The sequence below is a fragment of the Kitasatospora sp. NPDC057015 genome (genome assembly GCF_042673745.1).
GTDB lineage: Bacteria > Actinomycetota > Actinomycetes > Streptomycetales > Streptomycetaceae > Kitasatospora.
Window position 1 is genome coordinate 25795 of record NZ_JBHUSG010000003.1, and the last position, 19191, is coordinate 44985.

The 19191-nt window shown below is 74.1% G+C and carries 14 protein-coding genes; 3 read left to right on the plus strand and 11 right to left on the minus strand.

Annotation, left to right across the window (positions count from 1 at the left end):
- Positions 1–49 precede the first annotated feature (49 nt).
- Together ACFTWP_RS03435 and ACFTWP_RS03440 are read right to left on the minus strand one after the other, a co-directional pair.
- Positions 50–1696: a hypothetical protein gene (locus ACFTWP_RS03435; protein WP_380262202.1), complete on the minus strand. Its 1647-nt coding sequence runs from the start codon at positions 1694–1696 to the stop codon at positions 50–52.
- A 34-nt stretch (positions 1697–1730) separates the two neighbouring features.
- Positions 1731–2288, minus strand: coding sequence for a hypothetical protein (locus ACFTWP_RS03440; RefSeq protein ID WP_380262204.1), 558 nt, complete (start codon positions 2286–2288; stop codon positions 1731–1733).
- A gap of 749 nt (positions 2289–3037) precedes the next feature.
- On the opposite strand from ACFTWP_RS03440, the gene ACFTWP_RS03445 reads away from it, so the two are divergent.
- A complete protein-coding gene (locus ACFTWP_RS03445; RefSeq protein WP_380262206.1) occupies positions 3038–4870 on the plus strand; it encodes an FUSC family protein in 1833 nt (610 codons plus the stop codon).
- Positions 4871–5033: 163 nt separating this feature from the next.
- Here the strand turns inward: ACFTWP_RS03445 and ACFTWP_RS03450 are convergent, their stop codons facing one another.
- From ACFTWP_RS03450 to rsmI, 8 genes are all read right to left on the minus strand, one after another.
- A complete protein-coding gene (locus tag ACFTWP_RS03450; RefSeq protein ID WP_380262208.1) occupies positions 5034–6827 on the minus strand; it encodes an ABC-F family ATP-binding cassette domain-containing protein in 1794 nt (597 codons plus the stop codon).
- A 102-nt stretch (positions 6828–6929) separates the two neighbouring features.
- Positions 6930–7859 (minus strand): 4-(cytidine 5'-diphospho)-2-C-methyl-D-erythritol kinase, encoded by a 930-nt coding sequence (locus tag ACFTWP_RS03455; protein WP_380262210.1) that lies wholly within the window; start codon positions 7857–7859, stop codon positions 6930–6932.
- Positions 7856–8803 carry a 16S rRNA (adenine(1518)-N(6)/adenine(1519)-N(6))-dimethyltransferase RsmA gene (gene rsmA, locus ACFTWP_RS03460; RefSeq protein WP_380262212.1) on the minus strand — a complete coding sequence of 316 codons (948 nt, stop codon included), beginning with the start codon at positions 8801–8803 and terminating at the stop codon, positions 7856–7858. The genes ACFTWP_RS03455 and rsmA overlap by 4 nt, the downstream gene beginning before the upstream one ends.
- Before the next feature lie 28 nt (positions 8804–8831).
- A complete protein-coding gene (locus ACFTWP_RS03465; RefSeq protein WP_380262214.1) occupies positions 8832–9431 on the minus strand; it encodes a Uma2 family endonuclease in 600 nt (199 codons plus the stop codon).
- Between the two features lie 77 nt (positions 9432–9508).
- Entirely contained in the window at positions 9509–10387 is an 879-nt protein-coding gene (locus ACFTWP_RS03470; RefSeq protein ID WP_380262216.1) for a TatD family hydrolase, read from the minus strand.
- A complete protein-coding gene (gene metG, locus ACFTWP_RS03475) occupies positions 10387–12006 on the minus strand; it encodes a methionine--tRNA ligase (RefSeq protein ID WP_380262218.1) in 1620 nt (539 codons plus the stop codon). The genes ACFTWP_RS03470 and metG overlap by 1 nt, the downstream gene beginning before the upstream one ends.
- A gap of 151 nt (positions 12007–12157) precedes the next feature.
- Positions 12158–12583 (minus strand): hypothetical protein, encoded by a 426-nt coding sequence (locus tag ACFTWP_RS03480; protein ID WP_380262220.1) that lies wholly within the window; start codon positions 12581–12583, stop codon positions 12158–12160.
- Positions 12584–12798: 215 nt separating this feature from the next.
- Positions 12799–13656, minus strand: a complete 858-nt coding sequence (gene rsmI, locus ACFTWP_RS03485; RefSeq protein WP_380262222.1) for a 16S rRNA (cytidine(1402)-2'-O)-methyltransferase — start codon at positions 13654–13656, stop codon at positions 12799–12801.
- 180 nt (positions 13657–13836) lie between these two features.
- On the opposite strand from rsmI, the gene ACFTWP_RS03490 reads away from it, so the two are divergent.
- The gene (locus ACFTWP_RS03490; protein WP_380262717.1) at positions 13837–15651 is read left to right on the plus strand and encodes a dolichyl-phosphate-mannose--protein mannosyltransferase; all 1815 of its coding nucleotides are present in this window, start codon (positions 13837–13839) and stop codon (positions 15649–15651) included.
- Between the two features lie 188 nt (positions 15652–15839).
- Positions 15840–17546, plus strand: a complete 1707-nt coding sequence (locus ACFTWP_RS03495) for a penicillin-binding transpeptidase domain-containing protein (protein WP_380262224.1) — start codon at positions 15840–15842, stop codon at positions 17544–17546.
- A gap of 183 nt (positions 17547–17729) precedes the next feature.
- Here ACFTWP_RS03495 and ACFTWP_RS03500 read toward each other — a convergent pair whose 3' ends face one another.
- Positions 17730–19160 (minus strand): hypothetical protein, encoded by a 1431-nt coding sequence (locus ACFTWP_RS03500; protein WP_380262226.1) that lies wholly within the window; start codon positions 19158–19160, stop codon positions 17730–17732.
- Between the last annotated feature and the right edge of the window lie 31 nt (positions 19161–19191).

Below are 19191 nucleotides of genomic sequence, written 5' to 3' on the forward strand. Positions count from 1 at the left end.
TCTGCCCGGCCACGGGATCGGTCCCCGTGGCCGGGCAGGTGGTCCGGCCTTACTCAATCACGCCGGGATTGCTCTGCGGAGTTCCGTTGGTCCAGGTCTCCTCGTCCTCGTGCAGGTAGTCGGCCCGGTTCCGACGTTCGCGCTCGCTGCGTCCCGCCGGTCCCTGACCGCCCATCATGCCGCCCTGGCCACCACGGGCACCCGAGGCGCCCCCGGCCGCGCCGCCGGCGCCGCCCGCCGCGCCCGCACGGTTGCGCAGCCCGCTGCCGCCCGGCGTGAACTCGCCACCGGCACCGGGCCCCTTGCGGCCGCCCACCGTTCCGCCGGCCGTGGAGGTCAGTCCGCGACCGCGCGAGCCGGCGGCGGAGCCTCCGCCGCCCATGGCGCCCGCACCGCCGCCCATGCCACCCATGCCGCCTGCGGTGCCGGCCCGTCCGGCCTGGGCCTCCTTGGCTCCGAACACGTTGCCGCCGGTCGTACCGGCGCCCGCAGTGCCACCCCGGCCGCCGGTGCTGCCGGCGCCACCGGCGCCGACCGTCCCGGAGCCGCCGCGGGCGGGGATGCTGCCGCCGCCGAAGCCGCCCTTCCCGGGCACGAAGCCACCGCCACCACCACCGCCGGGAATGCCGCCGCCGGGGATCCAGCCGCTGCCGCCACCACCACCGCCACCGCCGGGCGGCAGGCTACCGCCACCGCCGCCACCGGGGATCGGCCCGCCCGGGATCGTCCCGACGGGCGCATCACCCCTGGGGATCGTCGGCGGCAGACTGTTCAGGTCGGTGCCCGGGTCGCTCGGCAGCGTCCCGGGTCCCGTCCAGGTCGGAGGCGTGGGCTGGATCGGGACGCTGCCGCCGGGGCCGCCCGGGAGCGGAGGAGTGGGGCGCGGCGGGGTGCCGGGCACCCATCCGCCGCCGTCACCACGGCCACCGGGGGCGATGCTGCCGCCACTGCCCCCGCTGCCGCCACTGCCGCCGGACCCCCCGGTGCCACGGCCGCCACCGGACCCGGTGGAGTCACCGCGGCCGTTCGGGCTCACGGGAACGTCCTCAACATCGTCGACGCTGCCTGGCTTCGTCGGCGGCTCCGGCACCTGCAACGCGTTCAGCTGCGAAGCCGCCATCTGGTACGTCTGCGCCAGCTTCTCCATCTCGTGGATGGCTTCCTGGTGCGCCGCCACGACCCGCTTCTGGGCGGCCTGCGCCTCGGCGTCGGTCACCCAGTTGGAGTCGACCATGTTGGCGGCCTTGTCCGCCGCGGTGGCGCCGAGCAACCCGCCGATGGGGCCGAAGACGCCGCCCGCGACCGCGCCGGCGCCCTTGACCAGACCGGTCGGCTGCGCCTTGTGCTTGCTGACCGCCTCGATGTCCGTCTTGGGCACCTCGGGGATGCCGTGCTTGGCGCTGGCGAGCGCCTGTCCGACCTGCTCGACGACCTGGCCGGTGACCCGCGAGACCTCGCTGATCTCGCCCGCGGTCCGGTGCACCTTGGTGGCGAACGCCTTGAAGGCGTCGGCTGCGGCGCCCTCCCAGTCCAGCTGGCCGAGGTGGGCGGCGAGTACCTTGCTGATCTCCTCCAGGGCCTTGGCCGCGCTGGAGATCTGGTTGCCGCGCTCCGAGACCTTGGACGGGTCCGAGTTGGCGATCATGGCCTTGAGCTTGGCGTGGTCGATGCTCTCGAAGTTCGTTCCGCCTGCCATCACTTGCTCCCCGTGTCAGTGAACCGCCCGGACATCAGTAGCCGCCCGCGCCCGCGCCCGTGGCCTGGCCCGTGGCGGGCGGGGCACTGGGCTGGGTCGGCGCGGCGGCGGACACCTTCGGCGCACTGACGCCGGGGTAGGACTCCGCCTGTCGGGCGACCGTGTTGATCGTGTCCGCCTGCTCCTGTTCGGTGGCCCCGTAGTTCGCGGCCGTCTTGGCGAGCGCGGACGTCATGCCCTCGATCTGGACCGCCAGGCCCTTGACGAGTTCCTGGAGGCCGTTGAACGTCCGGTTGTACGCCGTCATCAGGTCCGAGGACTCGGCGAAGCCGGTGCCGAGGTTGGCCTGGTTCAGCTGGAGCTGCGACAGCTGGTTCACGGCCGCGGGCGAGGAGCTCAGGGCCTGCAGCAGTTCCTCCGCCCGCTTCTTGAACGTGACCAGGGTTTCCAGTTCCATCCGGACGCTCTGCGCCCCGTACGAGGCGACCAGCGCCGCCGCGCCCATGGCGGCCCCGGCCACGCCGCCGATCGCCCAGCCGATCCCTTCGGCCGACGGAGTGCCGCCGCCGCCACCGTCTGCAGCAAGGCTCACCACAGCAATCCACCTCTCCCCCGCGTGCGGGCAGCCCCTCGGCTGCCACACCGCAACACACCATCACCTACGAAGTCCGGTACACCTTCTCGGTGCACGACCGGCCTCGGCCAGCCGCCACCGCAGTCAATCGTAGCCACCCGGTCCACCGGCCCGGCAGGGGCCTTGGCCCACCTGCGCGAGATCGGTACGAACTTGACACGTACAGCTCCGCCCGACCGACGCACCGTCAACATCCCTGCGTCGGAGCCGACCCGACCGGACACCGTACCCCGCCGCAACCTCGCCGCCCGCCGCCCGCCGACTCCGCGCCCCACCGCCCCACCGCCCCACCGCCCCACCGCCCCACCGCCCCACCGGCCAGCGCTACGCGGGGACTCGGCGCGATAGAGTGGGACGACCGGTTCAACCCGGTACGACCTCTTCTGCCGCGCAATGTCGCACAGCAGCGACCCCGGCCCGCCGGGCTCGCCCGGCCCCTCCCGGTCCGGGAACGCGGAGCGGGCCATCGCAGCGGATCGGACGTGATCACGTGTCAGCCGAGCGGCCGGACGACCCGACGAGACCCACCCCCGCGGACCCCGTCCCCGCCGACGCCGCCCCCCCCGGACCCCGTCCCCGCCGGCGCAACCCCCACGCATCACGCCTCCACGCGGCACGACCCCGCGGACCCCGTCCCCCCGGCGCGGTCCAGCGCCTGGTGGGCCCGGGCGGCCCGCCCCACCTGGCCCCCGCTCCCGCTCGTCCTGATGGCCCGGGCCGCCGTCGGCATGGCCGTGCCGCTGAGCGCGGGGCTGCTGCTGCACCGCCTCGATCTGGGGATCTTCGCCGCCCTGGGCGCGATGCACGCGACCATGAACGACCGGCTGGAGCCGACCCGGCTGCGCGCGCCGCGGATCGCCGGAGCCGTCCTCTGCTCGGCCCTCGGGATGCTGATCGGCTCGTCCCTGAAGGAGTTCGACAGCGGACCGCTGGTGGCCGGCCTGGTGCTCACCGCCGTCGCGTTCGCCTCGGGGGCGCTCAGCGCGACCGGTCCGCGCGGCTCGGCCGCCGGCTTGCTGCTGCTGGTGTCGGCGTCCCTGGGCAGCGGCATGCCGGCGGCCCGCCCCTGGTGGGCCGGCTCGCTGATGATCCCGGCGGGGGCCGCCCTGGTGGTGCTGCTCGGCCTGCCGCGGCCGGCCCGGCGCCGGCGGCCGGCCGCCGACCCGCGCAACCGGGCGCTGGCCGCCGCGTACGACGCGCTCGGCGCCACCCTCGCCGACCTCGGCACCCCGCGGGGCGCCAAGTCCCGGCAGTTGCTGACCGCGCGACTGAGCCAGCTCCAGGACCTGCTGCCGCCCGCCCGGGCCCGCGAGTCGGCCCACGCCCTGCGTCTGCGTCGGATGTACGAGGCGGGGCTGGCCGCCACCGAGGCGGCCACCGGGCTGCTGTGGGCGTGGCGGGGGGTTCCGCCGGAGGTGGCCGCCGTGCCGGGGGCGCTGGCCCGGGCGGTGGAGCGGGGCGGCGGTGAGGTCGCGGTGCCCGACTGGCGGCCCGACACGCCGTCCCGGCGGGCCCTGGACGAGGCGCTGCGCTCGGCGGCCGCCACCGTGGCGGGCCGCGAGGCGGTGCTGGTGACCGCTCCCGCGCCCCCGCCGGACCCGTGGCGGCTGCGGGTCCGGCTGCTGTCGCCCGGCTCGGTCCGGTACGGGCTGCGGGTGGCGCTGTGCATCGCGGTGGCGCAGGCCGCGACCGCGTGGCTGCCGCTGGACAAGAGCTACTGGGTGCCGATGACGGTCGCCTTCGTGCTGAAGCCCGACCTGGGTTCGGTCTTCCTGCGGGCGGTCAGCCGCTCGCTGGGCACCGTCCTGGGGGTGGCGGTGACGGCGGCGATCCTCTCGCTCACCACGAACGAGTGGTGGCTGACGCTGATCGCCGCGCTCTGCGTGGCGCTGCTCCCGTACGCGACCGTCGTGCACTACGGGCTGAACACCGTGGTGATGACCCCGATGGCGCTGGTGCTGCTGCAACTCGGCGGGCAGAGCGGCGCTGCGGACATCCTGCCGCGGGTGCTGGACACGGTGCTGGCCAGCGCGATCGTGCTGGTCTTCGGCTACCTGCTCTGGCCCGAGCGGCCCCGGCACCGGATCGAGCCGCTGCTGGTGGACGCGACCGGTGCGCTGCGGGCCTATCTGGCCTCGGTCGCCGGGTCCGGCCCGGAGGCGGTCGCCGAGGTGTGGCTGCGGCGGACGGCCTACCGGGCGCTGGCCGATGCCCGCCAGGAGGTGCGCAACGGACTGGCCGAGCCGCCGCCGACGGGCCGCCTGGCCGAGCAGTGGCTGCCGGCGACCGCGGCCCTGGAGCGGATCGGCGGTGCGCTCGCGGCGTACGGGGCGCAGATCCGGTACGGCGGGCAGGTGCCCGAACCGGGCGAGGTGGAGCGGGTGCGGCGGGCCCTGGACGACCTGGCCGCGGCGGCCCGGGCGCACCGCCCGCCGACCCGCCCGGCCGCGCGTCCGACGGAGCCGCACGATCCGGCGCGCAGCGCGCTGGGCCGGGCGGCGGACGAACTGGAGACGCTGCTGCGCTCCCGGGAGCCGTGACCGCGGGGCCCACACCCAACCGACCGGCGCCGGCCGCATCGGGCGCCGAACGAACCGGACCCCAACAGGATCGGACGCCGGCCGAACCGGACCCCGACGGAACCGTGAGGTCCGGCCGCAGCAGGGCCGGACCTCACCATCGTCGACTGATGCCGTACGCCCGTCAGACCTGCTCGGCGAGCTCCAGCCAGGCCAGCTCCAGCTCCTCCTTCTCCTCCCGGACGCCGCGCAGCTTGGCGTCCAGTTCGGCGACCTTGGAGAAGTCGGCGGCGTGCTCGGCGAGCTGGGTGTGCAGCTTGGACTCCTGCTGGTCGAGCTTGGCGATCTGCCGCTCGATCCGCTGGAGCTCCTTCTTCGCCGCCCGGGTGTCGCCGACCGGCTTGGCGGGTGCGGCGCCGGGGACGGCGGGCACCGCCGTCGCGGCGATCCTCGCGCGGCGCTCCAGGTACTCGTCGACGCCGTTGGGGAGCATCCGCAGCTTCTGGTCGCCGAGCATGGCGTGCACGGTGTCGGTGGTGCGCTCGATGAAGAACCGGTCGTGGCTGATCACGACCATCGAGCCGGGCCAGCCGTCGAGGAGGTCCTCCAGCTGGTTGAGGGTCTCGATGTCGAGGTCGTTGGTGGGCTCGTCGAGGAAGAGCACGTTGGGCTCGTCCATCAGCAGGCGCAGCAGCTGCAGGCGGCGGCGCTCGCCGCCGGAGAGGTCGCCGACCGGCGTCCACTGCTTGTCCTTGCCGAAGCCGAACTGCTCGCAGAGCTGGCCGGCGCTCATCTCGCGGCCCTTGCCGAGGTCGACCCGGCTGCGGATCTGCTCGACGGCCTGCAGCACCCGCATCGCCGGGTCGAGCTCGGCGACCTCCTGGGAGAGGTAGGCGAGGCGGACGGTCTTGCCGACCTTGATGACGCCGGAGTCGGGCTGGACGTCACCCTCGGAGGCGTAGGCGTCGCGCATGGCGCGCAGCAGCGAGGTCTTGCCGGCGCCGTTGACGCCGAGCAGGCCGATCCGCTCGCCGGGGCCGAGCTGCCAGGTGAGGTCCTCCAGCAGCAGCTTGGGGCCGGCCTTGACGGTGACGTTCTCCAGTTCGAAGACGGTGCGGCCGAGGCGGGCGTTGGCGAACTTCATCAGTTCGCTCTTGTCGCGGGGCTCGGGGACGTCGGCGATCAGGGCGTTGGCGGCCTCGATCCGGTAGCGCGGCTTGGAGGTCCGGGCGGGGGCGCCGCGGCGCAGCCAGGCGAGCTCCTTGCGGGCGAGGTTCTGGCGCTTCTGCTCCTCGGTGGCCTCGATCCGGGAGCGCTCGGCGCGGGCGAAGACGTAGTCGGAGTAGCCGCCCTCGTACTCGTGGACGGAGCCGTGCTGGACGTCCCACATGCGGGTGCAGACCTGGTCGAGGAACCAGCGGTCGTGGGTGACGCAGACGAGCGCGGAGCGGCGGTTCTGCAGGTGCTTGGCGAGCCAGGCGATGCCCTCGACGTCGAGGTGGTTGGTGGGCTCGTCGAGGACGATCAGGTCGGGTTCGCCGAGCAGGAGCTTGGCGAGCGCGATGCGGCGGCGCTCACCGCCGGAGAGCGGGCCGATGACGGTGTCCAGGCCCTGGCCGAAGCCGGGCAGGTCGAGGCCGCCGAAGAGGCCCTCGATGATGTCGCGGATGCGGGAGTCGCCGAGCCACTCGTGGTCCTCGCGGTCGGCGATGACCTCGTGCCGGATGGTGGCCTCGGGGTCGAGCGAGTCGTGCTGGGTGAGGACGGCCATCTGGACGCCGCCGGCGTGCGTGATGCGTCCGCCGTCGGGCTCCTCCAGCTTGGCGAGCATCCGGATGAGGGTGGTCTTGCCGTCACCGTTGCGGCCGACGACCCCGATGCGGTCCCCCTCGCTGACGCCGAGGCTGACCCCGTCGAGAAGGGCACGGGTGCCGTAGACCTTCGTGACGGACTCGATGGTGGCGAGGTTGACGGCCACGTGTGCTGCGCTCCTGGGATCGGCTGGGCCGGGGGGTGCCCCGGTCTCCCAAGAGTAGTGGGGCCGGGGCGACCGCCGGTCCGGCGTCCGCCGCGGTGGTCGTCAGGGGGCCTGGACGGCGGCGCCGGGGACGGGTCCGTGGGTGGCGCGGGCGGTGCGGCAGGTGCCGGAGGCGGTGAGGGCGGCGGCGACGGCCTCGGCGGCTTCGGCGTCCTTGGTGAGGAAGGCGCAGGTGGGGCCGGATCCGGAGACGAGGGCGCCGATGGCGCCGGCCTCGGTGCCGGCGCGCAGGGTGGCGGCGAGCGCCGGGCGCAGCGAGAGGGCGGCGCTCTGCAGGTCGTTGGTGAGGGCGGCGGCGAGGGCGGCCGGGTCGCCGTCGGCGAGGGCGGCGAGCAGGGCGGGGTCGGCGGCGGGGGTGGGGACGTCGGCCTCGGCGGAGCCGGTGCCGGCCTCCTCGCGCAGGCGGTCGCACTCGCGGAAGACGGCGGGGGTGGAGAGCCCGCCGTCGGCGACGGCGAAGACCCAGTGGAAGGTGCCGTGGACGGGCAGTGCCTCCAGGATCTCGCCGCGGCCGCGGCCGAGGGCGACGCCGCCGAGCAGGGCGAAGGGGACGTCGGAGCCGAGTTCGGCGGCGAGGGCGAGCAGGGTCTCCCGCGGGGTGTCGAGGGCCCAGAGGGCGTCGCAGGCGACGAGGGCGGCGGCGCCGTCGGCGCTGCCGCCGGCCATGCCGCCGGCGACCGGGATGTCCTTGGCGATGTGGAGGTGGACGTCGGCGTCGATGCCGTGGTGGGCGGCGAGCAGCCGGGCCGCGCGGGCGGCGAGGTTGCTGTCGTCCAGCGGGACCTGGTCGGCGTCGGGGCCGGTGCAGCTGAGGGTGGTGCCGGCGCCGGGGGCGGCGGGGGTGGCGGTCACCTCGTCGCCGAGGGCGACCGCGAAGAAGACGTTGGCGAGGTCGTGGAACCCGTCGCCGCGCAGGCCGCCGACGCCCAGCTGGACGTTGACCTTGGCGGGGACTCGTACGGTGACGCTCACTGGGCTTCCCCTGCGGGCTCGTGCTCGGCTGCGGGCTCGTGCTCGGCTGCGGTCTTGGGCTCGGCGGGCTGGTGCTGGGCGGGCTTGTGCTCGGCGATGGCGGCGAACTGCTCGACGGTGAGCATCTCGCCGCGCAGCGTGTGGTCGATGCCGGCGCCGGCCAGGGCCTGTTCGGCGGCGGCCGGGGAGCCGGCCCAGCCGGCGAGGGCGGCGCGCAGGGTCTTGCGGCGCTGGGCGAACGCGGCGTCGACGACCGCGAACACCTCCTTGCGGCTGGCGGTGGTCTTCGGCGGTTCGCGCCGGATCAGCGAGACCAGGCCGGAGTCGACGTTGGGGGCGGGCCAGAAGACGTTGCGGCCGATCGCACCGGAGCGCTTGACCTCGGCGTACCAGTTGGCCTTGACGGACGGAACGCCGTAGACCTTGTTGCCGGGCTTGGCGGCGAGCCGGTCGGCGACCTCGGACTGCACCATCACCAGAGTGCGCTCGATGCTGGGGAAGGTCGCCAGCATGTGCAGCAGGACGGGCACGGCGACGTTGTACGGGAGGTTGGCGACGAGCGCGGTGGGCGGCGGTCCCGGCAGTTCGGTGACGTCCATGGCGTCGCTGAGCACCAGGTCGAAGTCCTTCGCCCTGGCGGGCATCCGGGCGGCGATGGTGGTCGGCAGGTGCCGGGCGAGCAGCGGGTCGATCTCGACCGCGGTGACGTGGGAGGCGACTTCGAGCAGCGCCAGGGTGAGCGAGCCGAGGCCGGGCCCGACCTCGACCACCGCGTCCTCGCCCGTCACGTCGGCGGCGCGGACGATCCGCCGCACGGTGTTGCCGTCGATGACGAAGTTCTGGCCGCGCTGCTTCGTCGGCTTGACGCCGAGGGCGGCGGCCAGCTCCCGGATGTCGGAGGCGCCCAGGAGGTTGCTGTCAGGGGTGGGGTCGGTGGTGCTCACCCGCCAAGGATACGGGCGGGGCGGGTGCTCACAGTTCGACGACCTGCTTGAGGTCGATCTCGACGGGGTACGGCAGGTCGGTGCGGAGGATGCCCTCGTGCACGGCAGTCGGGAGGTAGACGCCCTGCTCCTCGTCGCGGCGGAACTCGTGCACGACGGGCAGCCCGTGGTCGCCGCGCTCGACCCGCCAGTAGGAGGGGATCTTCTTCTCGGCGTACTGCCCGGGCTTGCGGAAGCGGTCGTTCGTCCGGGTGCCGTGCGAGACGACCTCGACCATCAGCGCCACGGCCTGCGGCGGGAGGCACTCCAGCTCGAACACGTCGATGCCGGTCTTGTCGAAGACCACGACGTCCGGCTTGGTGGTGTTGTCCGGGTCGAGCAGGACACAGCGTTCGACGTTGGCCGCGTACGGCGCGACCCGCGCGCTGCGCAGAGCCGAATAGAGCTCGTCACGCACCTGGTCGTGCCACTGATTCGTCTGCCCCCGTACCACGATGACTCCGTCCACCAGATCCCATTCGAACGGCAGATCGAGGTGTTTCGCCTGCTCGTACGTCCACTCCTGGGACATCGGGTGGTTCCAGTCGATCGGCTCGGCGGTCATCGCCACCTCCCTCACTGCACTCATGCTAACCAGCATGGGGGTGGCGCGAGGATGCAGAAGCGTTCCGCCGGAATGCGACCTTCGTTCGGACCGGGGCCGGCTCAGTACCCGAAGGCCCGTGCCGTGTTGGCCGCGATCGCGGCGGACAGCTCGTCCTCGTGCAGGCCGAGCGTGTCGGCCATCGACCGCACCGTGACCGGGATCAGGTACGGCGCGTTGGGGCGCCCGCGGTAGGGGTGCGGGGTGAGGAAGGGGGCGTCCGTCTCGACCAGGACGCGCTCCAGCGGGGTGGCGAGCAGGGCGTCCCGCAGCGGCTGGTTGGCCTTGAAGGTGACCGGGCCCGCGAAGGAGAGGTACCAGCCGTGCTCGGCGCAGACCTTGGCCATCTCGGCGTCGCCGGAGTAGCAGTGGAAGACGGTGCGCTCGGGCGCGCCCTCCTCCAGCAGGACGCGGATGACGTCCTCGTGGGCGTCCCGGTCGTGGATGACCAGGGCCTTGCCGTGCCGCTTGGCGATCTCGATGTGCCGGCGGAAGGACTCCTGCTGGATGTCCACGCCCTCCGGGCCGGTGCGGAAGTAGTCCAGCCCGGTCTCGCCGACGGCCCTGACCTGCGGCAGGGCGGCGAGCGCGTCGATCTCGGCGAGGGCGGCGTCCAGGGCGGCGGCCCCGCCGGCCGGGCGCTGCTGCCCGGACCAGCCGTCCGGGTCCCCCAGGAAGATCCGGGGCGCCTCGTTGGGGTGCAGGGCGACGGCCGCGTGGACCTGCTCGAACTCGGCGGCGAGCTCCGCCGCCCAGCGCGAGCCGGCCACGTCGCAGCCCACCTGGACGACGGTGGCGACCCCGACGGCGGCGGCCTTCGCGAGGCCCTCGGCCGGGGTGCCGGACTGCATGTCCAGGTGGGTGTGCGAGTCGGCCACCGCCACCGCCAGCGGGGCGGGCGGGGGCGGCGGCGTCGACCGGTCGTCGTCCTTCTTGGCCATCAGGCTGCGGGCTTCTCTTCCAGGCGGGGGAACAGGATCTCGCCCTTGGTGACGGTGGAGCCGGCCGGCAGCCGGCCCCAGTCGCCCGCGGTGGCGACGGTCTGCGCGGCGAGCGCGCCGAGGCCGGCCTCGGCGCCGAGCGAGACCCAGAGCTTCTCGGCGGTGACCGGCATCACCGGGTTGAGCAGCACCGCGGTGGCGCGCAGCGACTCGGCGGCGGTGTAGAGGATGGTCGCGAGCCGGGCCCGGCCCTCCTCCGAGTCGTCCTTGGCGACCTTCCAGGGCTCCTGGTCGCTGATGTAGCCGTTGACCTGCTTGACGAACTCGAAGATCGCGGCGAGGCCGCCGGCGAAGTCGAGGTCCTCGCCGATCTTCTGGTCGGCGGTCCGCACGGCGGCGGCCAGGCCCTCCGCGACGGCCTGCTCGGCGGGCCCGGCGGCGGTGGCGGCGGGCAGCGCGCCGTCGAAGTACTTGCCGACCATGGCGGCCACCCGGGAGGCGAGGTTGCCGAAGTCGTTGGCCAGCTCGGAGGTGTACCGGGCGGAGAAGTCCTCCCAGGAGAACGAGCCGTCGGTGCCGAACGGGATGGCCCGCAGGAAGTAGTAGCGGTAGGCGTCCACGCCGAAGTGCGAGGTGAGGTCCTGCGGCGCGATGCCGGTGAGGTTGGACTTGCTCATCTTCTCGCCGCCGACCATCAGCCAGCCGTTGGCGACGACCCGCTTGGGCAGCGGCAGCCCGGCGGCCATCAGCATCGCGGGCCAGATCACCGCGTGGAAGCGCAGGATGTCCTTGCCGACCAGGTGGACGGAGGCGGGCCACAGCTCGGCGAAGCGCTCGGGGTCGCTGCCGTAGCCGGCTGCGGTGATGTAGTTCTGCAGCGCGTCGACCCAGACGTACAGGACGTGCTTCTCGTCCCAGGGCAGGGGTACGCCCCAGTTGAAGGTGGAGCGGGAGATCGAGAGGTCCTGCAGGCCCTGCTCGACGAAGCGCAGCACCTCGTTGCGGGCCGACTCGGGGGCGATGAAGCCGGGGTTCTCGGCGTAGAACTCCAGCAGCTTCGGGCCGTAGGCGGAGAGGCGGAAGAAGTAGTTCTCCTCCTCCAGCCACTCGACCGGCTTCTTGTGGATCGGGCAGAGCTTCTCGTCCTCGGTGGCGCCGTCGAGCAGCTCGGCGGGGAGCTTGTACTCCTCGCAGCCGACGCAGTACGGGCCGGAGTAGCCGCCCTTGTAGATCTCGCCCTTGTCGTAGAGGTCCTGGACGAACTCCTGGACGCGGTCGGTGTGGCGCTGCTGGGTGGTGCGGATGAAGTCGTCGTTGGCGATGTTCAGGTGCTGCCAGAGCGGCTTCCACGCCTCCTCGACCAGCTTGTCGCACCACTCCTGCGGGGTGACGCCGTTGGCGTCCGCCGTCCGCATGATCTTCTGCCCGTGTTCGTCGGTACCCGTCAGGTACCACACCTTCTCGCCGCGCTGGCGGTGCCAGCGGGTGAGGACGTCGCCCGCCACGGTGGTGTACGCGTGGCCCAGGTGGGGGCGATCGTTGACGTAGTAGATCGGAGTGGAAACGTAGTACGCCGGGGTCTGGGCCCCGGTGTTGCTGTGGTCTGCAGTGGCCGCCATGGTCGGAAAGCTTAGTCGCGTGCGGGGGCCGTCCTCGACCCGATAACCGCGTGGGCGGCCCGCGCCCGCGCGGTGGCACCGGCCGGGCGGCGTGCCGGGGGCCGGGACGGGGTCGGCCCGGGCCGGGCCCACCCCGTGTCGGCCCCCGGCGTCAGCCCCGCAGCCAGGCCCAGAAGCCGGCCAGGCGTCCGCGCGGCGTCTCCTTGATCGGGGGACGGGACGGGACGTCGGGCTCCGCGTAGGCGGGGTACCCGGGGGCGTGGTGCCAGTTCCGCTCGTTGCCGGCCACCCGGCCCGCGCGCATGATCCGCACGGTGTGACCGCCGCAGCCGGGGCAGGTCGGCTTCAGCAGCGGCGACGGCACCCGGACCCCGTTGGCGTGGTACTCGAACACGATGTGGCCGTCCCGGGCCACGTGGTGCTCGATCTCGTACGCCTGCTCCCAGCCGTACCCGCAGCTCAGGCAGGCGAAGGAGTAGGCCTCCCGGACGGTCTCGACCGGGGCGGGCGGGCGGCTGGTCAGGCCGACGTCGCCCAGTGCGTTGCCACCGAGGGGGCTGCCGATTGTGTCGCTCATCGCGGTCTCCCAGCGCCCGCCGGGCACTCGCCCGGGTCGGGTCTTTCATACCGGTGAATGCCCGGGCCGCCCCGGTCGATGCCAGGCTTGTCGAGACTTGGACCCGTGTTGGGAATCCCTGTACGAAGTCCGGGCCAAAGCTTCAGATCATCGGGCGTTTACCAGGGCCTTTTCTCCAAGGTACGCGCGTGCGGCCCCGGTGGCACCCCCTGTGCTCAGCGGCCCGCCGGCGTGTCGTTCTTCGCCGCCACCACGGCGTCGAAGACCTCCCGCTTGGGCAGCTTCAGCTCCAGCGCGACCGCGGCGATGGCCTCCTTGCGGCGCTCACCGGCCTCCTCCCGGACGGCGACCCGGCGGGCCAGCTCCCCGGGGGTGAGGTCGGCCGGGCCGGCCGGCGGGGCGCCGGCCACCACGACGGTGATCTCACCGCGGACGCCGTCGGCGGCCCAGGCGGCCAGCTCGCCGATCGGGCCGCGCTTGACCTCCTCGTACGTCTTGGTCAGCTCCCGGCAGACGGCGGCCGGGCGGTCCGCACCGAAGGCCTCGGCCATCGCGGCGAGCGCCTCGGCGATCCGGTGCGGGGCCTCGAAGAAGACCATGGTGCGGGGCTCGGCGGCGACCTCGGCGAGCTGGCGGGCCCGGTCGCCGGCCTTGCGGGGCAGGAACCCCTCGAAGGTGAAGCGGTCCACCGGCAGGCCGGACAGCGCGAGCGCGGTGAGCACGGCGGACGGCCCGGGGACGGCGGTGACCTTCACCTGGGCCTCGACGGCGGCGGCGACCAGCCGGTAGCCGGGGTCGGAGACGGAGGGCATGCCGGCGTCGGTGACCAGCAGCACCCGGGCGCCGCCGAGCAGCGCCTCGACCAGCTCGGGGGTGCGGCCGACCTCGTTGCCCTCGAAGTAGGAGAGCACCCGCCCGGCCGGGGTGACCCCGAGCGCCTGGGTGAGCCGGCGCAGCCGCCGGGTGTCCTCGGCGGCGATCACGTCCGCCGTGGCGAGCTCGTTGACGAGCCGGGGCGGGGCGTCCGAGACGTCGCCGATGGGGGTGCCTGCCAAAACCAGTACGCCTGTCACGGACCCCATCCTCGCAGGGTTCGCGGGGCCGCGGTGCGGGCGGCCTTTCCGGACGAACCGGGCAGCTTCGGAGGGAGCGGCCGCCTCCGGGCGCGGCGCCCCTACGATGTCCGGGTGAACGGCGACACGGCGACAGGCGCGCCTACTGGTACAGACCACACCCCGCCGGGTGGCGTCGACGTGCTGGGCCGGACGGAACAGCCGTCCCCCGCCGTCCCGGCGCCGCGCGAGGGCGGGGACGGGCCCGAGGGCCCGGCCGACCGCCGGCCGCCGTCCTGGCGCGACACGCTCGAGCGGTTCGGGTACCACCAGCCCGAGCGGATCCCGCTCGCCGAGCGACTGGTGCCGCCGATGCCCTCGGCCGGCGGTCCGCCGCTGGTGCTGAACCGGCTCGGGATCTTCCCGCCGGAGCGGCTCTGGGCCTGGCTGTGCCGCTGGGCGGGCTGGCTGGGGCCGCTCGCGGTGGCGCTGTTCGGCGGGGTGCTGCGGTTCACCGGGCTGGGCAGCCCGCACGCGATCATCTTCGACGAGACGTACTACGCCAAGGACGCGTACACGCTCTGGCAGCGCGGCTACGAGACCAACTGGGCCGACGGCGCCAACGAGGCGATCATGGGCTCGCCGCAGGGCATCCCGTTCCGGCTGGACGCCGCGTACGTGGTCCACCCGCCGGTCGGGAAGTGGATCATAGGCCTGGGCGAGTACGTCTTCGGGATGAACCCGTTCGGCTGGCGGGCCGCGATGGCGCTGCTGGGCACCCTGTCGATCCTGATGATCGCCAGGATCGGCCGCCGGCTCTTCCGCTCCACCCTGCTGGGCTGCGTGGCGGGGCTGCTGCTGGCGGTCGACGGGCTGCACTTCGTGATGAGCCGGGTCGCCCTGCTGGACCTCGTGGTGATGTTCTGGACGCTGGCGGCCTTCGGGTTCCTGCTGCTGGACCGCGACCGCACCCGCGGCCTGATCGCCCGCCGCCTCGGCGACGCCCCCGACGCCGTCCTCGCCCGCCGGATGAACCTCGGCTGGCGCCCGTACCGGATCGCGGCGGGCGTCTGCGTCGGCCTGACCTGCGCCACCAAGTGGAGCGGCCTGTACGTGGCGCTCGCCTTCGGGCTGCTGACCGTCCTGTGGGACGCCGGTTCGCGGCGGCTGGCCGGCGCGGCCCGCCCCTACCTGTGGACGCTGCTGCGCGACGCGGTGCCCGCCTTCTGCTCGATCGTGCTGACCTCGGTGGTCGTCTACGTCTCCTCCTTCGCCGGCTGGTTCGCCAGCAGCAGCGCCCCCGGGCAGGGCGGCTACGGGCGGGACTGGGCGGCCCACCGGGCCGGGCTGTCGCCCGAGTTCGTGCCGCTGCCGGGGCTCGGCGGGGTGCGGATGCCGTTCCGGTTCGACATGAGCTGGGTGCCGGACCCGCTGCGCAGCCTCTGGCACTACCACTCGACGGTCTACGACTTCCACACCCACCTGACCAGCCCGCACACCTACCAGTCGAACCCGTGGAGCTGGCTGGTGCTGGGGCGGCCGGTCTCGTACTTCTACGAGTCGCCCAAGCTCGGCCAGAGCGGCTGCCAGGTCAACGAGTGCGCCCGTGAGGTGCTCGGCATCGGCACGCCGCTGCTGTGGTGGGCCGGCGTGGTGGCGCTGGTCTACTGCCTGTACCGCTGGGCGGTGCGGCGGGACTGGCGGGCCGGGGCGGTGCTGTGCGGGCTCGCGGCGGGCTACCTGCCGTGGTTCGCCTACCAGCAGCGGACCATCTTCCTCTTCTACGCCGTCGCCTTCGTGCCGTTCCTGGTCCTGGCGGTGACGATGCTGGTCGGGGTGATGATCGGGCCCGTCCGGGCGGCCTCCCCGGACCGGCGGATCATCGGCGCGACGGCGGCCGGCGCGCTGCTCCTGGCCGTCGTGTGGAACTTTTTGTACTTCTATCCCCTCTATACGGGACAGACGATACCGATGGACGACTGGCGTGCCCGGATGTGGTTCACCAGCTGGATCTGACCCGGCCCACCCGCCGGGTCGGGTACCGGATGCATCACGGGACCCCCACGTTTCGTGAGCGCACGGATCGGACCGGCCTAGGCTGGTCCCCGAACGTGCGTCCGCCACACCCGGACGCCCGACAGTCGCCAGACCCTTGGGGGACCAGCACCATGCGCAGAGGCGCGAAGATCGGCATTATCACCGGCGTGTCCGTCGCGATGATCGGTGGAGCGGGCTACGGCGCCTACAGCCTGGTCGGCGGCTCCTCCGACGACCCGAAGGCCCCCAAGGCCCGCACGGTGGTCGCCGAGCCGCCCTCCGCCGAGCTGGCAGCGAGCGGCAGCAAGGCCTTCCTGGACGCCTGGGCCTCGGGCGACCTGGACGCCGCCGCCAAGCTCACCGACGACCCGACGGCGGCGACCGCCGCGCTGGCGGCCTTCAAGGACAAGGTGAAGCCGAGCGCGCTGACGCTGGCCACCAGCGGTCCGGCCACCGCGGCCGCCGTCGCCGCCGCGACCGCCTCCTCCCCCTCGGCCGCCCCGAAGGCCACCGCCACGCCGAGCGGCGGCGCCTCGGCGCCCGCCTCGACCGCCACGCCGCCCCCGCCCGGCCAGGTGATGATGGGCTTCAAGGCGAAGGCCGAGTTCGCGGGCACCACCAGCACCTGGAACTACGACGGCTACCTCGGCGTGGTCAAGATGAGCGACGGCACCGCCGCCGTGCACTGGGCTCCGACGGTGATCCACCCGCACCTGGCCGAGGGCGAGACGATCACCGCGCAGCCGATCTTCGCGCCGCCGTCCAACATGACCGACCGCAACGGCAAGTCGCTGGCCGGGTACGCCTCGCTGACCAGCATGCTGGCGGGCATCCCGAAGACCAACCTCCCGGCCAACGACCCGGCCGACGCGGGCAGTGGCGTGGTGATCCTGGACGCCTCCGGCAAGGGCACCCCGGAGAACGTGTTCACCATCACCGCGCCCAAGCCGGGCAAGCCGCTGAAGCTGACCATCGACGGCGCGCTCCAGGCCGCCGCCGAGAAGGCCGTCCTGGACCAGTCGCAGGGCGGCAAGCGCAAGGCCGCCCTGGTCGCGATCGAGCCGACCACCGGCAAGATCCTGGCCGCGGCCAACGCGCCGGCGACGGGCTTCAACACCGCCTTCCTCGGTGCCACCGCGCCCGGCTCGACCATGAAGGTGATCACCGCGGCGGCGCTGCTGGAGGGCGGGCTGAGCCCGGAGTCCCCCATGCCGTGTCCCGCGACCACCTCGGCCGGGCACACCATCAAGAACGACTTCGAGGAGCCGCACCCCGAGTACACCCTCAAGGACGACTTCACGAACTCCTGCAACACCGCGTTCGTGATCGAGGGCAAGGCCAAGCTGAAGTCCGGCGACCTGGCCGACCTCGGCGCCAAGGTCTTCGGGTTCGGCACTCCCTGGAAGGTCGGCGTGCCCAACGTCGACGCCGTCATCCCCGGCGCCGGGCAGAACCCGGACGAGACCGCCGACGAGTACTACGGCCAGGGCAAGATCAAGATGAACCCGCTGGCGATGGCCTCGGTCGCGGCCACCGTCAAGGGCGGCGTCTTCAAGCAGCCGATCCTGATCGAGGGGCTCCCGCAGATCGAAGCGCCCGGCAAGCTCTCCCCCGACACCCTGACCAAGCTGCGCGCCCTGATGGCGGCCACCGCGCACGGCGGCACCGCCGCCGGCCCGATGGGCAACCTCAAGGGCGACATCGGCGGCAAGACCGGCACCGCCGAGCGCGCCGCCGGCCAGGCCACCGACAGCTGGTTCACCGCCTACCGGGACAACCTGGCGGTCGCCGCCATGGTCGAGGGCGGCGGCCACGGCGTGGACGCGGCCGGCCCCGCCTCGGCGGCCGTGCTGGCGGTCGGCAACCCCGGCTGACGCCGACGCCCGGCTGACGCCGACGCCCGGCGCAGCGGGCGAGGGGGCGGGTACGGGAGCCTTCCCGTGCCCGCCCCCTCGCCCGCTGCGCGTCCGGAGGTCGAGGCCCCACCCGGGTACCAGCCGCCGCGCCGGTCCGACCCGGTACGGGCCCGGACCGGTGCATCGGGCCCGGCCGTGGCGTCAGGCCCGGACCGGCGCCACCGGGGTCGTCGGCCTGCTGAGCAGGCAGGGCGCCGGCACCGGTTGTCGCGCCGTCCACCGGCGGGCCGCCAGCCGGGGCCAGATCACCAGCACCGCCGGCAGCGCCAGGTACCCGAACCGACCGGCCGGGGCGAGCGTGAACGCTATGGCGAGGCCCGCCGCCAGCAGGTCGGCCGCGGCGATCGCCGAGACCGGCGGGCGGGCCAGCAGCCAGATGGCGACCGCCGCGCCGCCCATGGTCAGCAGGGCGAGCGAGACGGTGTGCCCGGTCGGGCCGAAGCCCGCCAGCACCTTGCCCGGCAGCGGGCTGCCGGCCGGGGTGTGGATCGCGGTGAGTCCCAGCGGGAACCGGACCACCTGCTCGCGCAGCACCGCCGGCTCGGTCAGCGCCACCGGAAGCACGACCACCAGTGCCGCGCCGACCGCGGTCAGCGCGGCCCGGGTGGCGGGGCGCCGCCCGTACAGCCGCCAGATCAGCAGCACCGCGACGGGCAGCGCCGGCCAGGCCGTCCACTTCAGGCTGCAGGCGAGGGCGAGCACCAGACCGGTGGCCAGCGTGCGGTCCCGTTCGGCGAGCGCCATCGCCAGGCAGCAGACCCCGATCAGCGGGAGGTCCACCCCGCCGACCACCAGCGCGAGGGCGATCAGCGGCGAGGCGGTCAGGACGGCCAGCGGCAGCAGCGTGCCGCGGTCCCGGGTCGGACGCAGCAGTCGCCAGCAGGCCAGCAGGCAGCCGAGGAAGGTGAGGGCGAACCAGATCCGGGCGTCGCCGAGCACCAGGGTCAGCGGGTTGGCGCTGCCCAGGACGGTGCGCGGCAGGCCGAAGACGGCCATCGCGGGCAGGTACGGGTTGTAGTCGGTGACGACCACCGGGTGGGGCAGGTAGGGGCTGCCGGTGTGGAGCAGCAGCCGGGCCGAGCGCTCCACCACCATCACCTCGGACTGGTGGCGGCCGTGCAGGGCGAGCAGGGCGAGCGGCAGCAGGACGGCGCCGAGGACGGCCACCGCGGCTGCGGCGCGGGCGGCGAGGCGACGCGGGAGGGTGAGGCAGATGAGCCCGGCGAGCAGGTAGGCGGGGGCCGCCACGGTGCCCCAGAGCCGCTGGTTGGGCAGGTCGGAGACGAGCGGGAAGGCCGCCGCCCAGATCGCCGCGACGGCGCAGCCCAGCAGGTGGACCCGGCGCATGGCGGCCAGCCGCGCCGGGCTCAGCGGTTCGGAGCCGGCCGGGCCGGGGTGGTCGTGGTCGCCGCGCTGGCGCGGGAACACCCGGGTGCCGCGGCGCGGGCCGGGCCGGCGCGCGGGGCGCGGCTGGGCCGGGGCGGCCGCGGCCGGGGCCGCCGCCGGCGCGCTGCGGCGGCCGGTGAGGCGCCCGCGGCTGCGGGGCTGGCCGGGCGTGCGGGTGCTCACCATGAGGGAAGGTTAGGCGCGGGGGCCGCGCCGT

Bases quoted from the DNA above. Each gene is read 5' to 3' on its own strand.
- ACFTWP_RS03480 (WP_380262220.1), bottom strand. From the start codon at position 12,583: ATGAGCGACACAATCGGCAGCCCCCTCGGTGGCAACGCACTGGGCGAC.
- metG (WP_380262218.1), bottom strand. From the start codon at position 12,006: ATGGCGGCCACTGCAGACCACAGCAACACCGGGGCCCAGACCCCGGCG.
- ACFTWP_RS03470 (WP_380262216.1), bottom strand. From the start codon at position 10,387: ATGGCCAAGAAGGACGACGACCGGTCGACGCCGCCGCCCCCGCCCGCC.
- ACFTWP_RS03435 (WP_380262202.1), bottom strand. From the start codon at position 1,696: ATGGCAGGCGGAACGAACTTCGAGAGCATCGACCACGCCAAGCTCAAG.
- ACFTWP_RS03500 (WP_380262226.1), bottom strand. From the start codon at position 19,160: ATGGTGAGCACCCGCACGCCCGGCCAGCCCCGCAGCCGCGGGCGCCTC.
- ACFTWP_RS03445 (WP_380262206.1), top strand. From the start codon at position 3,038: ATGGCCCGGGCCGCCGTCGGCATGGCCGTGCCGCTGAGCGCGGGGCTG.
- ACFTWP_RS03465 (WP_380262214.1), bottom strand. From the start codon at position 9,431: ATGAGTGCAGTGAGGGAGGTGGCGATGACCGCCGAGCCGATCGACTGG.